Raw genomic sequence first — 19,101 nt, 5'->3', positions numbered from 1 at the left:
GCGACGACTGTAGCTGTGACATTTGTCATGTATTCAAACGTCGAGAGACGCTTGCCATTCAGTTGAGGATCAGAACACGAAAGGAATCAGCCGCCACCTCACACGATCTTGATATGAGCGGTATTCGGCTGTCTGCCTGAGATGCCGCTCCTCGAAATAAATGCGAGCAACGAGCAGGCTAAAGCTGGCGAGTAGGATTGCCAGATTGAGTGGCGTAAAATTCGCGGCTAGATAGCACGAGAACGTGATTAGATAACTGAAATAGATCGGATGCCGAATAAACCTATACATCCCTGTCGTCTTGAGCGTGCGTAGGGCGGGGACGAGAGCGAGGCTGCGATTCAACGATAGAACGCCCGCGATCTGTAGAGCCGATCCGAGTATCAGGCCCCATTCAGCGACGGGCGCGGCCTCCGCGGTCGGTCGCAAAAGCAGGGGAAGGAAGGTGGCGGCGATCGCGACGATCCATTCCATAGGTTTTGCGGAAAGAGTTCTCGCCGGGCTGCGAATCAGAAAAAGTACTGCGATTACAGTCTCGGCGATCGCGAACATCACGAGACTCGCCTTACCGGACGTCCCATAGGTCGAAACGTGGGCTGCCGCGAACAGCAACCACAGCGCCGAAAGCAGTATTCCAGTTAGAAGTTGCATTCCCGGCGTCGCGAGAAGTTTTTCGATCGTGGTCATCCAAGAGATCTCTGCAAGTTGGTGGGGCTCTTTCGAGCCGATCTTCCGCGCTTCTTGTTGGAGGGCGCCTTCGATATTTGGGAAGCCACGTTGCAGGGTGTCAGCCCGTTGCCGGACTTGCACTCAGCACCGCGAATACGTCCCGCACGTCTCCCGCACCGACCCGGTCGATTCCCAGCCGGCCATTTCGGCGCAATCGAAATCGTCGATTTCCGCCCGGCGGCGGCGGAACGGCACGCGCAGCAGGAACATCACCGCGATGACGATCTCGGCTAGGCTGAACAGCAGCACCGCGGTGATGCCGGTCTCGGCGAAGGTCGCGAGGTGCGAGATCGCGATCAGCAACAGCACGACCGACAGCAGCGCGCCGAACGTCGATTGCAGGGATCGCGACAGGCGCGAACATTTGACTCGGGGCATCGGGCATCTCCTTGCGTCGTTTTTGTGCGGACAATCATCCGACCGGAATCGGCTGCTCGAACGACCCGGCGTTAACCGGTTTGTCGTCGGCGAGGACTGTTTCGTGGATCTGTAACGAATTGCGCAGCAACGGAACCATGTTGCGGCCCTCCTACGTCGCCGGCATCCGCCGATGCGACTAAGCCGGCTGATCGGGTTCGACTGGGGCGGCTGTGACAATTGTCATGCCTCGCGCGGCGCCGGGCGGACCGCGGCGGCGTCGATCGCGGCGATCAACTCGCCGCCGGGAGCGGTCTTCGACACGAAGCCGGCCGCGCCGAGCCGCAGCGCGCGCAGGCGCACGCGGGGATCGGTTGCGCAGGTGAACACGACGATGGCGGCGTCGCAGCAGGTGTGGAACGGGGGAATCAGGTCGAGACCGTCGTCGCCGCCGAGTTCGACGTCGAGGACGATGACGTTCGGGCGGGCGGTACGCGCGAGCACGAGCGCATCGGTGCGACACCGTGCCTGGCCGACGATGTGCATGCGGGGCGATTCGCTGCCGACGAGCGCGGCGACGCCGGAGAGGATCGCGCGATGATCGTCGACGATCAGGATCCCGATCGGTGAGGCCGAAACGCTCGACAAGATCACGTGCTCCCGCGTGCGGCGGCAGCCGCGATGAGCCGAAGATACTGGTGCCCTATTAAGTTGCACATGGGAAAACTCGCCCGCAACGGACGTGACAACGCGACCGGTCGGGCGGCGCGGGTGGCGCGGCGCCGGGTTCCGGACGTGGGTGCGAGCCATCGCGGCACCTGCGATGGCACCGCCAGCGCGAGCCCTTTGGGCTTTGCGCAGGAACGGCTTTTCGCCGCCCTGCCACCGCCCTTCGACAGGTCAGTTCTGAGCCCGTCGCCCAAGCTCAGGACGGGCTTGGCGACGGGTTCAGCGCAAACGGTTGTAACGGTTGTAACGGTTTGCCGGATTGACCGGGCGGCGTGATTGGCGCGCACGGAGCGCCGTCCGGGAGAAGACGACCGCCGTGGCCATGACAGTTCGACCACGGGCACGCGGTGAATCGAGGGACTTTTCGCCCGTTTTAGCTGAAAGGGGCGCGAATCGGCCGTCCGGAACGCCGGCGCGTCACGCATGCGCCCGTCGCCGTCCCGTGACGCTTGTCATGCGCCGTCGAGCGCTTTTGACCATGGCAAGCAGGGCCGCGCGAAGGTACGTTCGCGTCTGTCATCGTCGACGCGTGGGCAATCTGCCGCCGCGTTTCCCGCTTCCAGGCACGGAGAACAATGATGAAACGGGTTTACGTCCTTCTGATCCCGGCGGCACTGGCCGTCGTCGGCTGCGCGTCGCCGGTGCCGGTCGCAGAGAACTTTTCGCTGTCGGACCAGGAAATCGCGCGCAGCGCTCGGCACTGGGACGTTGTCGCAGACGACGTCGTCGAGCAAACGATCGACACGCTCGAAGACGAGGAGACGCTGAAGGGCCGGCCTCTGTACGTTTCCGCGTCGGCGCAGCGCTCCGCGTTCAACAACGCATTTCGGGAGTTCCTCATCACGCGGCTCGTCGCCGAGGGCAGGGCGGTCGACGTCTGCCGTGCAGCGCCCGAGAAGAAGGAGGGCTTCACCGCCGAGGGAGCGCAGATCGAGGTTACGTACGACACGCAGGTCGTGCGGCACGGCGCCGATCTGAGCGCCTATGGCAACGAGCCGCGCAAGTTCACCTGGCTCGCGGCGGGCGTACTGGCCGCGCACCAGCTGTCCGAGGTCCATCTCTCGACCGCCACCGGAGGCGCGGCAGCCTTTGCAGGAGCGGCGTTCATCGATTGGTGGCTAGGGCGTTCGTCTGCGGCGACCCGGACGGAGATCGTCGTGACGACGACGATCTCCGAGAACAATCGATTCGTGATGCGCCGGAGCGACATCTACTACGTGCCGGACGGCGACGCGAGTCTGTACTCGTCCCGGGGCTGGAAGACGGCCTCGAACTGCCCCGGCGAGACGACGACGGCAAGCGGGAATGCGCAAACCGAGGACGACATCGAGAACGCGCGCATGGCGCTGGTCGAGCGGGAGATGTGGCGCATCAATCCGGAATGGCGGGGGCGGGGGTACGCGTACTGATCGCGCCAGGCGTTCCGAAAAAAGGGCCGGGCGCGCCAACAACGCGTCCGCCCCTTGATCGGGTGTCTGCAGAGCCGCGGCGAACGGCGGCGTCGAGCGCCGGCGGCGATCGACCTACTGCTTGACCGGTCCGATCCCGTGTTCCTTCGCGTAGACGTACAGTTCGAGCCGGCCGCGCAGTTCGAGCTTGTGGTAGATCACCGTGAGGTGGTTGCGCAGCGTGTGTTCGCTGATGCCGAGGCTTTCGGCGAGGATCAGGCTCTTCGCGCCCTTGTGGCGGACCACGGTCGCGATGACTTCGAGTTCCTTCGGCGTGAGGCTCGAGATCTTCGCGGTGTGCTCGTCGGGGGGTGGATGACCGCCCTTGAGCATGTCCATGATGTCGCCGATCAGCGCGCGGTTGACCCAGACGTCGCCCTCGTGGACTTTCTCGATCGCGCGTAGCAGCACGTCGACCGCCTCTTCCTTCTTGACGACGCCCCGCGCGCCGGCGAGCACTGCGCGGCGGTGTGCCTCGGCGTCGCGGGCGCCGGTGAGCACGAGGATGCGCGCGGGCAGCGCCTGCTGCAGCGACGCGAGCGACATGCTCGAATCGAAGCCGCCTAAGTCTAGGTCGAGCACGAGGACGTCGGCGTCGCGGCTATCGGGCGAGGCGAGCAGTTCCTCGATGCTGGTCGCGCTGCCGACGAGCTGCATGCGGTCGCCAGCGCTTTCGATGAGCCTTTCGATGCCCCACAGTAGCGTGCGGTGGTCATCGACGAGAAACACTCTGATCGGGCTTTCGGTCGTTATTATCATGGTCCGATTCTCTCGGGGTCTTGGGGATGGAGATCATTAGATCAGTGACTCCGGGGGTGTATAGGTCGACTACCGCACGGCCGCCGATCGATTCCGCCCGCTCGGCGATCGAGCGGGGGACGAAGGGCGCGGGGGGCGCCGACGGGTCGTGGCTGTTCGTGACATGGAGCACGTATTGCGCGCCGCATTCGCCGACGTGGATGTCGGCGTGCATGGCAGCCGTGTGGCGGCGGATGTTGGTCAGTGCCTCGCTCACCATCGGGTAGATTTCCGCGGTGAGCCGCCGTCCGGCGTGCAGGTCGTCGTCGCACTGTACCGTGACGTCGAGGCCGAAGAGCTCGCCGAAGCGCCGCGCCTGGCGCCGCAGCGCCGGGACCAGCGCGTTGTCGGCGCCGCCGCCGTCGCAGCGCATGCCGCTGACGAGTTCGCGCAGCTGGTGCAGTTCGGCAACGGCGACATCCTGCAGCGCGTGAATGTCGCGATACAGCGGATTGTCGAGCGCGGCCTTGCGGGCGAGCGCTTCGATCCCGTATTTCAATCCCAGGTAGGGCTGGACCGCGCTGTCGTGAAGATCGCGCCCGATCCGGGCGCGCTCGGTCGCGATGGCCTCTTCGGCGAGGCGTTCGAGGAGCGCGGCGTTCTCGATGACCGGGCCGAGCTGCTCCATGACGCCGGCGAGGACTTCGGCGCTGCGCGGGCCGAAGCGCCGCCGGCCGGATTCGAACACGAGCCGGCACGGATACGGCGACCGGCGGCACAGCGGCACCGCGACGAGCGAGCGTGCGTCGAGCGCGTCCGCGAGATCCTGCATGACCTGCCGGCCCGCGTTCGTCGGCTGCTGGTTGCCGACCTGGAAGCCGCTCCGGTAGCGGACGGGAATGCGGCCGAAGAGGTGCGCGACGTGGTGCACGCTCGCGATGTCCGGCGGGAGGTTCGCGAGCGCGTCGCGCAGCGTCGTGCCGAGCGCGCCCGACAGCTCGCGCACGCGCCCCGCGGCATCGCAACGGAACACGCGCGGCTCGCCGTCCGCGAGCCACACGAGGAGCACGCCGAGTTCGGCGTCGCAGTGCCGCGCCAGCGACTGCAGCAGGATTTCGGCGATGCGCCTGACGCCCAGCCGCGGGTCGGCCTGCTCGAGAAGCCGTTCGACGATTGCGTGCTGCTCGCTGCGCCGCGTGCCGGCGCGCGCGAGTCCGGCGACCAGCGGGCCGATCAGCAGGAGGGCCAGCGGGTGCAGGATCGCGGGGTGGGACAGCGCGTCGAGCTGCTGGCCCTGGATCACCGCCAGGCCGCCGGCGGCGACCGCGGCGACGACCGAGACCTGGACGCCGGCGGCGAAGCCGTACGTCAGCGCGGCGAGCAGCACCGGAAAGAACAGCAGCAGCACGAAGAGGTTTGCCTGCGGTCCGGCGAGCCACGCGAGAGTCAGGATCGCCGCGACGTCGCCCCACACCGGCATGCGGCCGGATGCGACGGGGCGATTCGCGATCTCCATCGCCCACAGGCCCACCGCGTACGCGGCGTACACGAGCGCGGCGGCGACGATCAGCGGAACGGAAGAAAGCGGGCGGGACGCGGCTTCGGCCAGCGCGAGGAGGGCGACGAGAACGCGGAAATTCGCGAGAACGCGCCGCAGGTCTCCACTGCCATCGATCGGGGGACGCGCGCCCCCGTTCGCTCGAGACAGACGGGCCGCGCCGGTGTTTCCGTTCATCTCCGTGAAGTCCTCCCTGATGGCCGCGGATTCGCCACGTGTTCATCACGTGTTCGTCACGTACTCGCCGCCGATGCCGGCTTTTTTCAGCCGATCGTGCTATATGCTCTTCATCTTAGCGTCAATGCTGCATGGGCACAAAGTTACATTCTGCACAACTCAGTTACTAATGCGCACGCAGGGAATCCTGTCGGGATCGCGTCGTCAAACGCGTCGTGTCCGGACCAAGGAGATGGCGATGAACGCGACGCGTACCGAAACCGATTCGATGGGCCCGGTCGAGGTCGCGGCCGACCGCTACTGGGGCGCGCAGACCGAACGGTCCGTCGCGAATTTTCCGATCGGCATCGGGCGCTTCCGCTGGGGGCGGCCGATGATCCGCGCGCTCGGCATCCTGAAGAAGGCCGCCGCGCAGGCGAACACCGAGCTCGGCGAGCTGCCGGCGGAAATCGCCGACCTGATCGACCGCGCGGCGGACGAAGTGATCGACGGCAGCCTCGATGCGCATTTCCCGCTCGTCGTGTTCCAGACGGGCTCGGGCACGCAGTCGAACATGAACGCGAACGAGGTCATCGCGAACCGCGCGATCGAGCTCGCAGGCGGCGAGCTCGGTTCGAAGCGGCCGGTGCATCCGAACGATCACGTCAATCGCGGCCAGTCGTCGAACGACACTTTCCCGACCGCGATGCACATCGCCGTCGTCGAGGAACTGCAGCAGCGGCTGTTGCCGGCGGTCGGGCGGCTGCGCGAGACGCTCGCGGACAAGGCGAAGGCGTTCGCCGACGTCGTCAAGACCGGCCGCACGCATCTGCAGGACGCGACGCCGGTGACGCTCGGACAGGAGATCGGGGCGTGGGTCGCGCAGATCGATTTCGGCGTCGCGGCGGTCGAGGCGAGCCTGCCCGGACTGTTCGATCTCGCGATCGGCGGCACCGCCGTCGGCACCGGGCTGAACGCGCATGCGCGATTCGGTGATCGGGCCGCGGAGCGCATTTCGGCCCTCACCGGACAGCCTTTCCGCAGCGCGCCGGACCGCTTCTTCGCGCTCGCCGCGCACGACGCGCTGGTGCAGTCGTCGGCGGCGATGCGCACGCTCGCGGGCGGCCTGATGAAGATGGCGAACGACGTGCGCTGGCTCGCGAGCGGGCCGCGCTGCGGCATCGGCGAGCTGACGATCCCCGAGAACGAACCGGGCTCGTCGATCATGCCCGGCAAGGTGAACCCGACGCAGTGCGAGGCGCTGACGATGGTCTGCGTGCAGGTGTTCGGCAACGACGCCGCGGTCGCGTTCGCGGGCACGCAGGGCAACTTTCAGCTGAACGTGTACAAGCCGGTCATGGCGCACAACGTGCTGGAAAGCATCGCGCTCCTCGCCGAAGCCTGCGACGCGTTCGAGGCGCATTGCGCACGGGGACTCCTGCCGAACCTGCCGCGAATCCGCGAGAACCTCGAGAAGAACCTGATGCTCGTGACCGCGCTGAACCGCCACATCGGCTACGACCGCGCCGCCGAGATCGCGAAGAAGGCGCACAAGGAAGGCCTGTCGCTGCGCGAGGCCGCGCTGGCGTCCGGCTACGTCGATGCCGACGAGTTCGAGCTGTGGGTGAACCCGGAGGCGATGACGCGGCCGGGAACGTAATGCGGCCCTGAGGCGGGCGACGTCGGACATCGCTGCGCTCAGTCCGACCTACGCATGCGGAGTCGATGTCTCGTAGGTCGGCGTGAGCCGCAGGCGAAGGCCGACGCGGGGCGAAGGTCCCGCGAGAAGCCGGTGTCAGGCGCTTCTGCTCTTCGCCTTCGCGATTCTCGCCAGCGCGGCGCGTCCACTGTTGATGTGCGCGCGCATCAGGAGTTCGGCGCGTTGCTCGTCGCGGCCGGCGAGGGCGGCGAGGAGGTCGCGGTGTTCGGCGAGCGACTGTTCGAGGCGGCCTTCGCCGAACAGCGAGTGGTGACGGGAAAGCTTGATGACCTTGCGCAAGTCCTCGATCACCTGCAGCAGCCAGCGGTTGTCGGCGATTTCCTGGAGCGTGTGGTGAAAGGCCTGGTTGGCTTCGAAAAAGCCGTCGATGTCACCGCTGCCGGCCGCCTTCTCGAGTTTCGCATGGACGTCGCGCAGGCGCAGGAGGTCCGCGTCGGTGGCCTTGCGCGCGCTGAGCTGGGCGCACTGGCCTTCGAGCAGCGCCATGACGTTGAAGATTTCGTCGAGGTCGCGCTCGGAAATCTCGGTCACGTAGCAGCCGCGCCGCGGCTTCAGCGTGACGAGGCCTTCGGATGCGAGGACTTTCAGCGCCTCGCGCAGCGGCGTCCGCGAGATGCCGTAGTCGTCGGCGAGCGCCTGTTCGTCCACCCAGCTGCCGGGCGGAAGTTCATGCGAGAAGATGCGCTCACGCAACCTCTCTGCGACCTCCTGATAGAGGGCGAGCGGGGCGATACGGATGGCTGTCATGGGGCAGTTTCGAGTCGAGAGGGCTGCTCATCCGACGGGATCCCGCGCGGAGTTGCATACATAATTATGGATAAAGTATTATTCCCCCGCTGCCACAAGTCAACTTCCAATGCACGGCGCGGAAGGGAGGTCGCCGGCCCGGGAAGCGTCCGGGCCGGCGACGATGGAGAGGGCGCCGCGCCGCGCGTCGGAGCGCCGGCGGCCGTCCGTGGCGATTGCTGCGGACGGCCTCGTCGTCGCAGGAATGATTTTTCGAACAGGTTTCAATGCCCCGGGGCAGCGGTCGATCCGGCCCCCGGGCTATGACCGAACATCGTTTCGCCGCCACGGCGGCTCATGAATCAGAGAGAGGGTTTGTCATGTCGAACGCCAAGATGCCGGCGTATCCCCAGCCGGATTTGGACGCCTGGAAGAAGGCCGCGGCGAAGCACGCGCCCGGCGGCGATGTCGAGAAGCTGAACTGGAACACCCCGGAAGGGATCGCGGTGAAGCCGCTGTACACGAAGGCGGACGTCGCGGACCTGCAGCATGCCGACACGCTGCCCGGCTTCGAACCCTTCCTCCGCGGCCCGCAGCCGACGATGTACGCGGTCAAGCCGTGGACGATCCGCCAGTACGCCGGCTTCTCGACCGCCGAGGCGTCGAACGCGTTCTACCGCAAGGCGCTCGCCGCCGGCGGGCAGGGCGTGTCGGTCGCGTTCGACCTCGCGACGCATCGCGGCTACGACTCCGACCATCCGCGCGTGACCGGCGACGTCGGCAAGGCGGGGGTCGCGATCGATTCGGTCGAGGACATGAAGATCCTGTTCGACAACATCCCACTCGACAAGGTGTCGGTGTCGATGACGATGAACGGCGCGGTGCTGCCGATCCTCGCCGGCTACATCGTCGCCGCCGAAGAGCAGGGCGTGCCGCAGGACAAGCTCTCCGGGACCATCCAGAACGACATCCTCAAGGAGTTCATGGTCCGCAACACCTATATTTACCCTCCGACGCCGTCGATGAAGATCATCGCCGACATTTTCAAGTACACGTCGGCGAACATGCCGAAGTTCAACTCGATCTCGATCTCCGGCTATCACATCCAGGAAGCCGGCGCGAACCAGGCGATCGAGCTCGCGTTCACGCTCGCCGACGGCATGGAATACGTGCGCACCGGCATCGCGTCCGGCATGGACGTCGATACGTTTGCCGGCCGGCTGTCGTTCTTCTGGGCGGTCGGCATGAACTTCTACCTCGAGATCGCGAAGATGCGCGCGGCGCGTCTGTTGTGGTGGCGGATCATGAAGCAGTTCGAGCCGAAGAGCGCGAAATCGATGATGCTGCGCACGCACTCGCAGACATCCGGCTGGTCGCTGACCGAGCAGGACCCATACAACAACGTCGTGCGCACGACGATCGAGGCGATGGCGGCGGTGTTCGGCGGCACGCAGTCGCTGCACACCAATGCGCTCGACGAGGCGATCGCGCTGCCGACCGAGTTCTCGGCGCGGATCGCACGCAACACGCAGATCATCATCCAGGAAGAGACGCACATCTGTAACGTCGTCGATCCGTGGGCCGGCTCCTACATGATGGAGAAGCTCACGCAGGACATGGCCGACCAGGCGTGGGCGCTGATCGAGGAAATCGAGGCGCTGGGCGGCATGACGAAAGCCGTCGAGTCGGGCTGGGCGAAGATGAAGGTCGAGGAATGCGCGGCCGAGAAGCAGGCGCGCATCGACTCGGGCAAGGACGTCATCGTCGGCGTGAACAAGTACAAGCTCGCGAAGGAAGACCCGATCGAGATCCTCGACATCGACAACCACGCGGTGCGGGAAGCCCAGATCGCGCGGCTGAACAGGATTCGCTCGACGCGCGACGCGGCCGCGGTGCAGGCGGCGCTCGACGCGCTGACGAAGTGCGCCGAGACCGGCGAAGGCAACCTGCTCGACCTCGCGGTGCAGGCGGTGCGGCTGCGCGCGACGGTCGGCGAAGTGTCGGATGCGCTCGAGAAAGTATTCGGCCGCTTCCGCGCGAATCCGCAGGCGGTGTCGGGCGTATATGGCGCGGTCGTCGAGAACGACGCCGACTGGAAGGCGCTGAAGGCCGACATCGACGCGTTCGTCGCCGAGGAAGGCCGCCGCCCGCGCGTGATGGTCGCGAAGCTCGGCCAGGACGGGCACGACCGCGGCGCGAAAGTCGTCGCGTCGGCGTTCGCCGACCTCGGCTTCGACATCGACATCGGCCCGCTCTTCCAGACGCCGGAAGAGGCCGCGCGCCACGCGGTCGAGAACGACGTCCATGCGATCGGCTGCTCGAGCCTCGCCGCCGGCCATAAGACGCTCGTGCCGCAGATCATCGACGGCCTGAAGAAGCTCGGCGCCGACGACATCGTCGTCTTCGTCGGCGGCGTGATCCCCGCGCAGGACTACGATGCGTTGTATGCGGCCGGCGCGAAGGGCATTTTCGGCCCGGGCACGCCGATCCAGACCGCCGCACGCGAAGTGCTCAAGCAGATCCGCGCAGCGAAGGGAACGGCGTAACGGGCCAGCGGACGTAGGGCGGGAGAAGCGCAGCGTATCCCGCCACGCGGCCGGTTGAGCCCGTTCCCACCATTGGAGTGGCGGGATGCGCTTCGCTTTCCCGCCCTACATGAACCATTCCGCGAAGTGATGCACCCGATCTCTCGATGCCGATGAACAAGCCGGAACATCTGCCCGAACTCGACGCCGTCGACCGCGCCCTCGTCGACGGCGTGCTCGCCGGTCAACTGCGGCCGCTCGCGAAGACGATCACGCTGATCGAGTCGTCGCGCGACGATCACAAGGCACGCGCGCAGCACGTGATCGCGGCGCTGCTGCCGGCGACCGGCAATGCGATCCGGGTCGGCATTTCCGGCGTGCCGGGCGTCGGCAAATCGACCTTCATCGAGGGGTTCGGGCTGTACCTGATCGAGCAGGGCCACCGCGTCGCGGTGCTCGCGGTCGATCCGTCGTCGTCGGTGACGGGCGGCTCGATCCTCGGCGACAAGACGCGGATGGAGCTGCTGTCGCAGAACACCGCGGCGTTCATCCGTCCGAGCCCGTCGGCGGGTTCGCTCGGCGGCGTCGCCGCGAAGACACGCGAGACGATGCTCGTCTGCGAGGCCGCGGGCTTCGACGTCGTTATCGTCGAGACCGTCGGCGTCGGCCAGTCCGAGACCGCGGTCGCCGGCATGACGGACATCTTCTGCCTGCTGCAGCTGCCGAACGCCGGCGACGACCTGCAGGCGATCAAGAAGGGGATCATGGAGATCGCCGACCTGATCGTCATCAACAAGGCCGATATCGACGCGCGCGCGGCGCAGCGGGCGCAGTCGCAGATGAAGGGTGCGCTGATGATGTTCCGCCATGCGTCGCCGAACTGGACGCCGCCGGTGATGACCTTGTCGGCGCTCCAGAAGCAGGGCATTGCGGATTTCTGGGCCGAGGTGAAGCGTTATCGCGACGTGCTGACGCCGACCGGGGAATTCGAGGCGAAACGCCGTCATCAGGCGCTGTCGTGGATGTGGGAGATGATCGACAGCGGGCTGCGCAGCCGTTTTCGCGACAACGCTCGGGTGCGCGCCGATCTCGCGCCGCTGCAGGCCGCGGTCGAGCAGGGCGTGACGACGCCGGCCGCCGCCGCCGCCCGATTGCTCGCCCATTTGAACTGAACTGGATACATCCGTGCCCGGACGCACATCGGTGCGCCCGGGCGATTCGACTAGCCGGACCATTTTTCCACTGCCGGGATGCTTCGCGCGCGGCGGGATCAACAAGGAGGTTTTTCAATGCACAACATCATCCGTCAGCTGGACGAAAAGCGCGCGGCGGCCCGTCTCGGCGGCGGCCAGCGGCGCATCGACGCCCAGCACGCGAAGGGCAAGCTCACGGCGCGCGAGCGCATCGAACTGCTGCTCGACGAAGACTCCTTCGAAGAGTGGGACATGTACAAGGAGCACCGCTGCACCGACTTCGGCATGGGCGCGGAAGCCGTCCCCGGCGACGGTGTCGTGACCGGCTACGGCACGGTCAATGGCCGGCTCGTGTTCGTGTTCTCGCAGGACTTCACGGTGTTCGGCGGCTCGCTGTCCGAGACGCACGCGCAGAAGATCTGCAAGGTGATGGACCACGCGATGAAGGTCGGCGCGCCGGTGATCGGCCTGAACGACTCGGGCGGTGCGCGGATCCAGGAAGGCGTCGATTCGCTCGGCGGTTACGCCGACGTCTTTCAGCGCAACGTGATGGCGTCGGGCGTCGTGCCGCAGATCTCGATGATCTTGGGGCCATGCGCCGGTGGCGCGGTGTATTCGCCGTCGATGACCGACTTCATCTTCATGGTGAAGGACTCGTCGTACATGTTCGTGACCGGTCCGGAAGTCGTGAAGACCGTCACGCACGAGGAAGTCACCTCTGAGGAGCTCGGCGGCGCGGTCACCCACACGACGAAGTCGGGCGTCGCCGACCTCGCGTTCGAGGACGACGTCGAGGCGCTCGCGATGTTGCGCCGTTTCATCGACTTCCTGCCGCTGTCGAACCGCGAGAAGCCGCCGGTCAAGCCGACGCTCGACCCCGCGGACCGCATCGACGAGTCGCTCGACACGCTGGTGCCGGCGAACGCGAACCAGCCGTACGACATGAAGGAGCTGATCACGAAGATCGTCGACGAAGGCGATTTCTTCGAGCTGCAGCCCGACTACGCCAAGAACATCGTCATCGGTTTCGGCCGCATGGAAGGCCAGACGGTCGGCATCGTCGCGAACCAGCCGCTGGTGCTCGCCGGCTGCCTCGACATCAAGAGCTCGATCAAGGCGGCGCGCTTCGTGCGCTTCTGCGACGCGTTCAACATCCCGGTCGTGACCTTCGTCGACGTCCCCGGCTTCATGCCGGGCACCGCGCAGGAATATGGCGGAATCATCAAGCACGGCGCGAAGCTGCTGTACGCGTACGCCGAATGCACGGTGCCGAAAGTCACCCTGATCACGCGCAAGGCCTACGGTGGCGCCTACGACGTCATGTCGTCCAAGCACCTGCGCGGCGACGTGAACCTCGCGTGGCCGAGCGCCGAGATCGCGGTGATGGGCCCGAAGGGCGCCGTCGAGATCATCTTCCGCGACGAGAAGAACGACCCCGAGAAGATCGCGTCGCGCGAAGCCGAGTACAAGGAGAAGTTCGCGAACCCGTTCGTCGCGGCGCACCGCGGCTTCATCGACGACGTGATCATGCCGCACAACACCCGCAAGCGGATCTGCCGCTCGCTGGCGATGCTGCGCGACAAGCAACTCGACAACCCGTGGCGCAAGCACGGCAACATCCCGCTCTAAGCGTCAGGGAGGACACGACAACATGTTCAAGAAGATTCTGATCGCAAACCGCGGCGAAATCGCCTGCCGCGTCATCAAGACCGCCCGCAAGATGGGCATCCAGACGATCGCCGTGTATTCGGAAGCCGACAAGGAAGCGCTCTTCGTCGACCTCGCCGACGAGGCGGTCTGCATCGGGCCGGCCGCGTCGAAAGAGTCGTACCTCGTCATGGACAAGATCATCGCCGCGTGCAAGCAGACCGGCGCCGAGGCGGTGCATCCGGGCTACGGCTTCCTGTCGGAAAACGCCGAGTTCTCGCGCCGCCTCGAAGAGGAAGGCATCAAGTTCATCGGGCCGAAGCACTACTCGGTCGCGAAGATGGGCGACAAGATCGAGTCGAAGAAGCTCGCGATCGAAGCCGGCGTGAACACCATCCCCGGCTACAACGACGCGATTGCCGGCCCGGCCGAGGCGGTCGAGATCGCGAAGAAGATCGGTTACCCGGTGATGATCAAGGCGTCCGCCGGCGGCGGCGGCAAGGGCCTGCGCGTCGCGTACAACGACGAGGAAGCCTTCGAAGGCTTCTCGTCCTGCGTCAATGAAGCGAAGGCCTCGTTCGGCGACGACCGCGTGTTCATCGAGAAGTACGTGCTCGAGCCGCGCCACATCGAGATCCAGGTGCTGGGCGACTCGCACGGCAATTACGTGTACCTGAACGAGCGCGAGTGCTCGATCCAGCGCCGTCACCAGAAGGTCATCGAGGAGGCGCCGAGCCCCTTCCTCGACCCCGAGACGCGCAAGGCGATGGGTGAACAGGCGGTGGCGCTGGCGCGCGCGGTGAATTACGAATCGGCCGGCACGGTGGAGTTCGTGGTCAGCGGCGCGACCAAGGAGTTCTACTTCCTCGAGATGAACACCCGCCTGCAGGTCGAGCATCCGGTCACGGAACTCATCACCGGCCTCGATCTCGTCGAGCAGATGATCCGTGTCGCCAATGGCGAGAAGCTCCCGATCACCCAGGCCGACGTGAAGATCAACGGCTGGTCGATGGAATGCCGCATCAACGCCGAAGATCCGTTCCGCGGCTTCCTGCCCTCGACCGGCCGGCTCGTGAGATTCCAGCCGCCCGCCGAGGTGCCGGGGCAGGTGCGAGTCGACACCGGCGTCTATGAAGGCGGCGAGATCTCGATGTATTACGACTCGATGATCGCCAAGCTGATCACGCACGGTGCGAACCGCGACCAGGCGATCGAGCGGATGCGCGAGGCGCTGAACGCGTTCGTAATCCGCGGCATCAACTCGAACATTCCGTTCCAGGCCGCGCTGATGCAGCATCCGCGCTTCGTGTCGGGCAACTTCAACACCGGCTTCATCGCCGAGGAATTTCCGAAGGGTTTCGACGCGTCGATGGTCCCGCACGACGACCCGGCGCTGTTCATCGCGGTCGCCGCGGCGCTGCATCGCAGCTTCGAAGACCGCGACGCGCAGATCTCGGGCCAGATGCCGGGGCACGAGCGCATCGTCGGCGACGACTACACCGTGATCCGCGGCGACGAGCGCAGCCTCGTCGAGGTGCTGCCGGCGAATGGCGGCTATGACGTGAAGCTCGCCGGCGAGACTTTCGCGTTGCGCACGGACTGGCAGTTCGGCGAGACGCTGATGAACGGCAGCCTGAACGGCAAGCCGTTCATGGTCCAGGTCGCGCGCACCGGTCTGCGCTATCGCCTGTCGCACAACGGCACGCAGGCGGTGCTGCTGGTGATGAGCGCACGCTGGGCGGAGCTGCAGTCGCTGATGCCGACGAAGCTGCCGCCGGATCTGTCGCGTTTCCTTCTGTCGCCGATGCCGGGCCTGCTGCGCGAGATTGCCGTCCGCGTCGGCCAGGAAGTGAAAGCCGGCGAGAAACTCGCGGTCATCGAAGCGATGAAGATGGAAAACGTCCTGAAGGCCGAACAGGACGGCACGGTCAAGAAGATCGTCGCGACCGCCGGCGCGAGCCTCGCGGTCGACGAGGTGATCGTCGAGTTCGAGTAAGGCTGGCAACGGGCCGGACGGGCGTGCAACGCGTCCGTCCCGACTTGATTGGGCTCGCGAAAGCGGGCCCATTTTTCTGGGTGCACGGTATCGACGCCCACGGCGCCTGCCTGCCGCTCATGCCGTGCGAGTGTCACCTCAAGTTGCGGCGCGCACCTGAGGGGGGCGAGTTCCCCCGCCGATCACAAGGAAATTGACTCGCCCGATTTTTCGGGCAGGCCGCTCGAAAACGGGAGGTCGCCCGCCAACGGGCTGCTGAGCATGGCGGCATGCGACGCGCTTTTGTGTCGATATATTTGCGCGAAAATAATTCGTGAGATAGGATGCGACCTCCAAACGGCCATTCGTCATGACGCACGGATGGCCTTCCTGAACGGCAGCACGTCGCATTTCCTTTCCATCGCGACATCCGAACCGCTGCCACGAGACCGAAGTTCGACCGGAACCCTCGCCGGGCTTCCGTCGCCCGGCGCCGCGCGCGATGCTCGAACGACCACTCAGGAGACTACGATGAACGCCAAAGTCCATCCGCTGACCCGCCCGCTCATCCTCGAAGCGTCCTCCCGCTTCGTGCCGAAGCCTTTCAAGGTTTACACCCAGCGCGATCTCGATCAGATCGCGCCGCTCGCGAAACTTCCCGCCGAACAACGCTTCGAGATGAAAGTCGTCTCCTCGGTGCTGCCGTTCCGCGTCAATCAGTACGTGATCGACGAGCTGATCGACTGGAGCCGCGTCCCCGACGACCCGATCTTCCAGCTGACCTTCCCGCAGCGCGGCATGCTCGCGCCGGAGCACTACGAGCGGGTCGCCGCGCTGCTCGCCGACGGCGCCGACAAGACGGCGGTCGAAGCCGCGGTCGCTGCCGTGCGTCACGAATTGAACCCGCACCCCGCCGACCAGATGGAAATGAACATGCCGCGCGACGAGCACGGCAACCGTCTCGAAGGCATGCAGCACAAGTACCGCGAGACAGTGCTGTTCTTCCCGAGCCAGGGCCAGACCTGCCACAGCTATTGCAGCTTCTGCTTCCGATGGGCGCAGTTCGTCGGCGACAAGGAACTGAAGATCGCGTCGTCGGAAGCCGGCACGCTGCACGCTTACCTGCGCGCGCACCCGGAAGTCACCGACGTGCTGTTCACCGGCGGCGACCCGATGGTGATGAAGACGCGGCATCTGCGCGAATATCTCGAGCCGCTGCTCGCGCCGGAGTTCGAACATGTCCGGACGATCCGCATCGGCACAAAGGCGCTCAGCTTCTGGCCGTTCCGTTTCCTCGGCGCCGAGGATGCCGAGGAGCTGATGATGCTGCTCGAGCGGCTCGTCGCGGGCGGCAAGCACGTCGCGCTGATGGCCCACTACAACCACTGGAAGGAACTCGAGACCGGCCCCGCGCAGGCGGCCGTGAAACGGGTGCGCGCGACGGGTGCGGTCATCCGTGGTCAAGGCCCGCTGATCGCGCACATCAACGACGATCCGGCGGTGTGGGCGCGGCTGTGGCAGACGCAGGTGCGCCTCGGCATCGTGCCGTATTACATGTTCGTCGAGCGCGACACCGGCGCGCGCAACTACTTCGAGGTGCCGCTCGTGCGCGCGTGGGAGATCTATCGCGACGCGATGCAGCGGGTGTCGGGACTCGGACGGACCGCGCGCGGGCCGAGCATGAGCGCGAGCCCCGGCAAGGTCGAGATCCAGGGCGTCACCGAAGTCGCCGGCGAGAAGGTGTTCGTGCTGCGCTTCATCCAGGGGCGCAACCCCGACTGGGTGCAGCGGCCGTTCTTCGCGAAGTACGACGAGCAGGCGACCTGGCTGAACCATCTGAAGCCGGCCTTCGGCGACGAAAAGTGGTTCTGGGAGGACGAGTACGCGGCGATGCGCGACGACAGCTGAGGTCCGCCGGGGGCGGCGCCCGCCCGTCGCTCGCGGGGGTGGGCCCGGAGCGGAACTTGCAACGCAGCCCCGTCGCGCGTCCGTCCGTCCCGGCGACCGCGCGAGGGGGCGCGGAAGCACGGGTTGCACGAGATCGGCCGCTTTCGGTTAGGCTCCCGGTCGGAAGGACGACCGCGAACGGGAACCTATCGGGAGAGCGACATGCGATTCGATGACCACCGCGAGAGCGAGAACGTCGAGGATCGGCGCGGCGAGGGCGGGCATCGCTTCAGGCTCGGCGGGCGTGGCGGGCGCATCGGCATCGGCACGATCGTGCTCGCGCTCGTCGCGATGTATTTCGGCATCGACCCGAGCGTCGTGCTCGACACCGCGAGCGTCGTCCGGTCGCCCGCCCCCGAATCCGCCGCGCCGCGCTCGCCGGCCGAAGACGAGCTCGCACGCTTCGCCTCGATGGTGCTCGCCGATACCGAGGACACCTGGGGTCCGATCTTCGAGTCCGCCGGCGGCCAATACCGGGAGCCGCGGATGGTGCTGTTCACGGGGGCCACGCGCAGCGCGTGCGGCGTCGGCCAAGCCGAAATGGGGCCGTTCTACTGCCCGGCCGATCAGAAGGTCTACCTCGACCTGTCGTTCTTCGACGAGTTGCATAGCCGTTTCGCGGCGCCCGGCGACTTCGCGCAGGCGTACGTGATCGCGCACGAAGTCGGTCACCACGTGCAGAACCTGCTCGGGATTTCCGAGCGGGTGCAGCAGGCGCGCGGCCGGGTGTCCGAACGCGAGGCGAACGCGCTGTCGGTTCGGCTCGAACTGCAGGCCGACTGTCTCGCCGGCGTCTGGGGGCATCATGCCGACCGCACGCGGCAGATCCTCGAAACGGGCGACGTCGAGGAGGCGCTGGGCGCCGCGTCGGCGATCGGCGACGACCGGCTGCAGAAAGAGGTGCAGGGGCGGGCCCTCCCCGACAGCTTCACGCACGGCAGCTCCGCCCAGCGCACGCGCTGGTTCCGCACCGGCCTCGAACGGGGCGATCTGCGCGCGTGTGATACCTTCAGCGCCGGGGCGCTGTGAATGCGGACGGGGCGGCAAGCGCTCTAAAAGGCGCCGGCCGCTCGGTCAGCCCGCGAGGCGTGCGAACGCGTCGACGACTTCCGGCGGCGCCTGGACCAGTTCGACGAGTACGCCTTCGCCGCCGATCGGGAACTCGTCGTTGCCCTTCGGGTGCAGGAAGGTGATGTCGAAGCCGGCCGCGCCGCGGCGGATGCCGCCCGGCGCGAAGCGCACGCCCTGAGTGCTGAGCCACTCCACCGCGACCGGCAGGTTGTCGACCCACAGGCCGACGTGGTTCAGCGGCGTCGCGTGCACCGCGGGTTTCTTGTCCGCGTCGAGCGGCTGCATCAGATCGACCTCGACCTTGAACGGTCCGGTGCCCATCGCGCAGATGTCCTCGTCGACGTTCTCGCGCTCGCTGACGAAATTGCCGGTGACTTCCAGTCCGAGCATGTCGACCCACAAGGCCTTGAGCTTTTCCTTGCTCGGGCCCCCGATCGCGATCTGCTGGATGCCGAGGATTTTGAACGGGCGCTGCGCCATGGGTCTCTCCGTTGTTAAGAATTCATAATTATGGCCGGCGAGAAGGACGGAGTCGAGAGCCGGCTGCGAGGAGCCGCAAGCGCGTTTGCAGGCGACCTCGAG

The 19,101-nt window shown here is 66.3% G+C and carries 15 protein-coding genes; 8 read left to right on the top strand and 7 right to left on the bottom strand.

From position 1 onward, the window contains the following. Nucleotides 1–69 precede the first annotated feature (69 nt). From V6M37_RS03405 to V6M37_RS03395, 3 genes are all read right to left on the bottom strand, one after another. Nucleotides 70–687, bottom strand: a complete 618-nt coding sequence (locus V6M37_RS03405) for a methyltransferase family protein (RefSeq protein WP_332671061.1) — start codon at nt 685–687, stop codon at nt 70–72. A 123-nt stretch (nt 688–810) separates the two neighbouring features. Further along, nucleotides 811–1,107, bottom strand: coding sequence for a hypothetical protein (locus V6M37_RS03400; RefSeq protein ID WP_332671060.1), 297 nt, complete (start codon nt 1,105–1,107; stop codon nt 811–813). A 222-nt stretch (nt 1,108–1,329) separates the two neighbouring features. Then, a complete protein-coding gene (locus V6M37_RS03395; protein WP_332671058.1) occupies nt 1,330–1,734 on the bottom strand; it encodes a response regulator in 405 nt (134 codons plus the stop codon). Nucleotides 1,735–2,390: 656 nt separating this feature from the next. Here V6M37_RS03395 and V6M37_RS03390 point away from each other — a divergent pair. Continuing rightward, the gene (locus tag V6M37_RS03390) at nt 2,391–3,224 is read left to right on the top strand and encodes a hypothetical protein (RefSeq protein ID WP_332671057.1); all 834 of its coding nucleotides are present in this window, start codon (nt 2,391–2,393) and stop codon (nt 3,222–3,224) included. A gap of 114 nt (nt 3,225–3,338) precedes the next feature. Here V6M37_RS03390 and V6M37_RS03385 read toward each other — a convergent pair whose 3' ends face one another. Together V6M37_RS03385 and V6M37_RS03380 are read right to left on the bottom strand one after the other, a co-directional pair. Further along, nucleotides 3,339–3,992: a response regulator transcription factor gene (locus V6M37_RS03385; protein ID WP_332671056.1), complete on the bottom strand. Its 654-nt coding sequence runs from the start codon at nt 3,990–3,992 to the stop codon at nt 3,339–3,341. After that, on the bottom strand, nt 3,976–5,736 hold the full coding sequence (locus V6M37_RS03380; protein WP_332671055.1) for a sensor histidine kinase: 1,761 nt from the start codon (nt 5,734–5,736) through the stop codon (nt 3,976–3,978). The genes V6M37_RS03385 and V6M37_RS03380 overlap by 17 nt, the downstream gene beginning before the upstream one ends. A gap of 238 nt (nt 5,737–5,974) precedes the next feature. Between V6M37_RS03380 and fumC the strand changes: the two genes are divergently transcribed. Next, entirely contained in the window at nt 5,975–7,375 is a 1,401-nt protein-coding gene (fumC, locus tag V6M37_RS03375; RefSeq protein WP_332671053.1) for a class II fumarate hydratase, read from the top strand. A 135-nt stretch (nt 7,376–7,510) separates the two neighbouring features. Here the strand turns inward: fumC and V6M37_RS03370 are convergent, their stop codons facing one another. Continuing rightward, nucleotides 7,511–8,182, bottom strand: coding sequence for a GntR family transcriptional regulator (locus tag V6M37_RS03370; RefSeq protein WP_332671051.1), 672 nt, complete (start codon nt 8,180–8,182; stop codon nt 7,511–7,513). A gap of 359 nt (nt 8,183–8,541) precedes the next feature. On the opposite strand from V6M37_RS03370, the gene scpA reads away from it, so the two are divergent. From scpA to ypfJ, 6 genes are all read left to right on the top strand, one after another. After that, nucleotides 8,542–10,707, top strand: a complete 2,166-nt coding sequence (gene scpA / locus V6M37_RS03365; RefSeq protein WP_332671049.1) for a methylmalonyl-CoA mutase — start codon at nt 8,542–8,544, stop codon at nt 10,705–10,707. Nucleotides 10,708–10,853: 146 nt separating this feature from the next. Further along, entirely contained in the window at nt 10,854–11,858 is a 1,005-nt protein-coding gene (meaB, locus tag V6M37_RS03360; RefSeq protein ID WP_332671048.1) for a methylmalonyl Co-A mutase-associated GTPase MeaB, read from the top strand. A 117-nt stretch (nt 11,859–11,975) separates the two neighbouring features. Continuing rightward, nucleotides 11,976–13,508, top strand: a complete 1,533-nt coding sequence (locus tag V6M37_RS03355) for an acyl-CoA carboxylase subunit beta (protein ID WP_332671046.1) — start codon at nt 11,976–11,978, stop codon at nt 13,506–13,508. Nucleotides 13,509–13,530: 22 nt separating this feature from the next. Further along, nucleotides 13,531–15,522, top strand: coding sequence for an acetyl-CoA carboxylase biotin carboxylase subunit (gene accC / locus V6M37_RS03350; RefSeq protein ID WP_332671045.1), 1,992 nt, complete (start codon nt 13,531–13,533; stop codon nt 15,520–15,522). Nucleotides 15,523–16,032: 510 nt separating this feature from the next. After that, on the top strand, nt 16,033–17,409 hold the full coding sequence (locus V6M37_RS03345; protein ID WP_332671043.1) for a KamA family radical SAM protein: 1,377 nt from the start codon (nt 16,033–16,035) through the stop codon (nt 17,407–17,409). A gap of 201 nt (nt 17,410–17,610) precedes the next feature. Next, on the top strand, nt 17,611–18,477 hold the full coding sequence (gene ypfJ, locus V6M37_RS03340) for a KPN_02809 family neutral zinc metallopeptidase (protein WP_332671042.1): 867 nt from the start codon (nt 17,611–17,613) through the stop codon (nt 18,475–18,477). Nucleotides 18,478–18,522: 45 nt separating this feature from the next. Here the strand turns inward: ypfJ and V6M37_RS03335 are convergent, their stop codons facing one another. Further along, the gene (locus tag V6M37_RS03335) at nt 18,523–18,999 is read right to left on the bottom strand and encodes a VOC family protein (RefSeq protein WP_332671040.1); all 477 of its coding nucleotides are present in this window, start codon (nt 18,997–18,999) and stop codon (nt 18,523–18,525) included. Nucleotides 19,000–19,101 lie beyond the last annotated feature (102 nt).

This window comes from Aromatoleum sp. (assembly GCF_036675785.1).
GTDB lineage: Bacteria > Pseudomonadota > Gammaproteobacteria > Burkholderiales > Rhodocyclaceae > Aromatoleum.
This window is presented reverse-complemented; position numbering and strand designations above follow the sequence as displayed.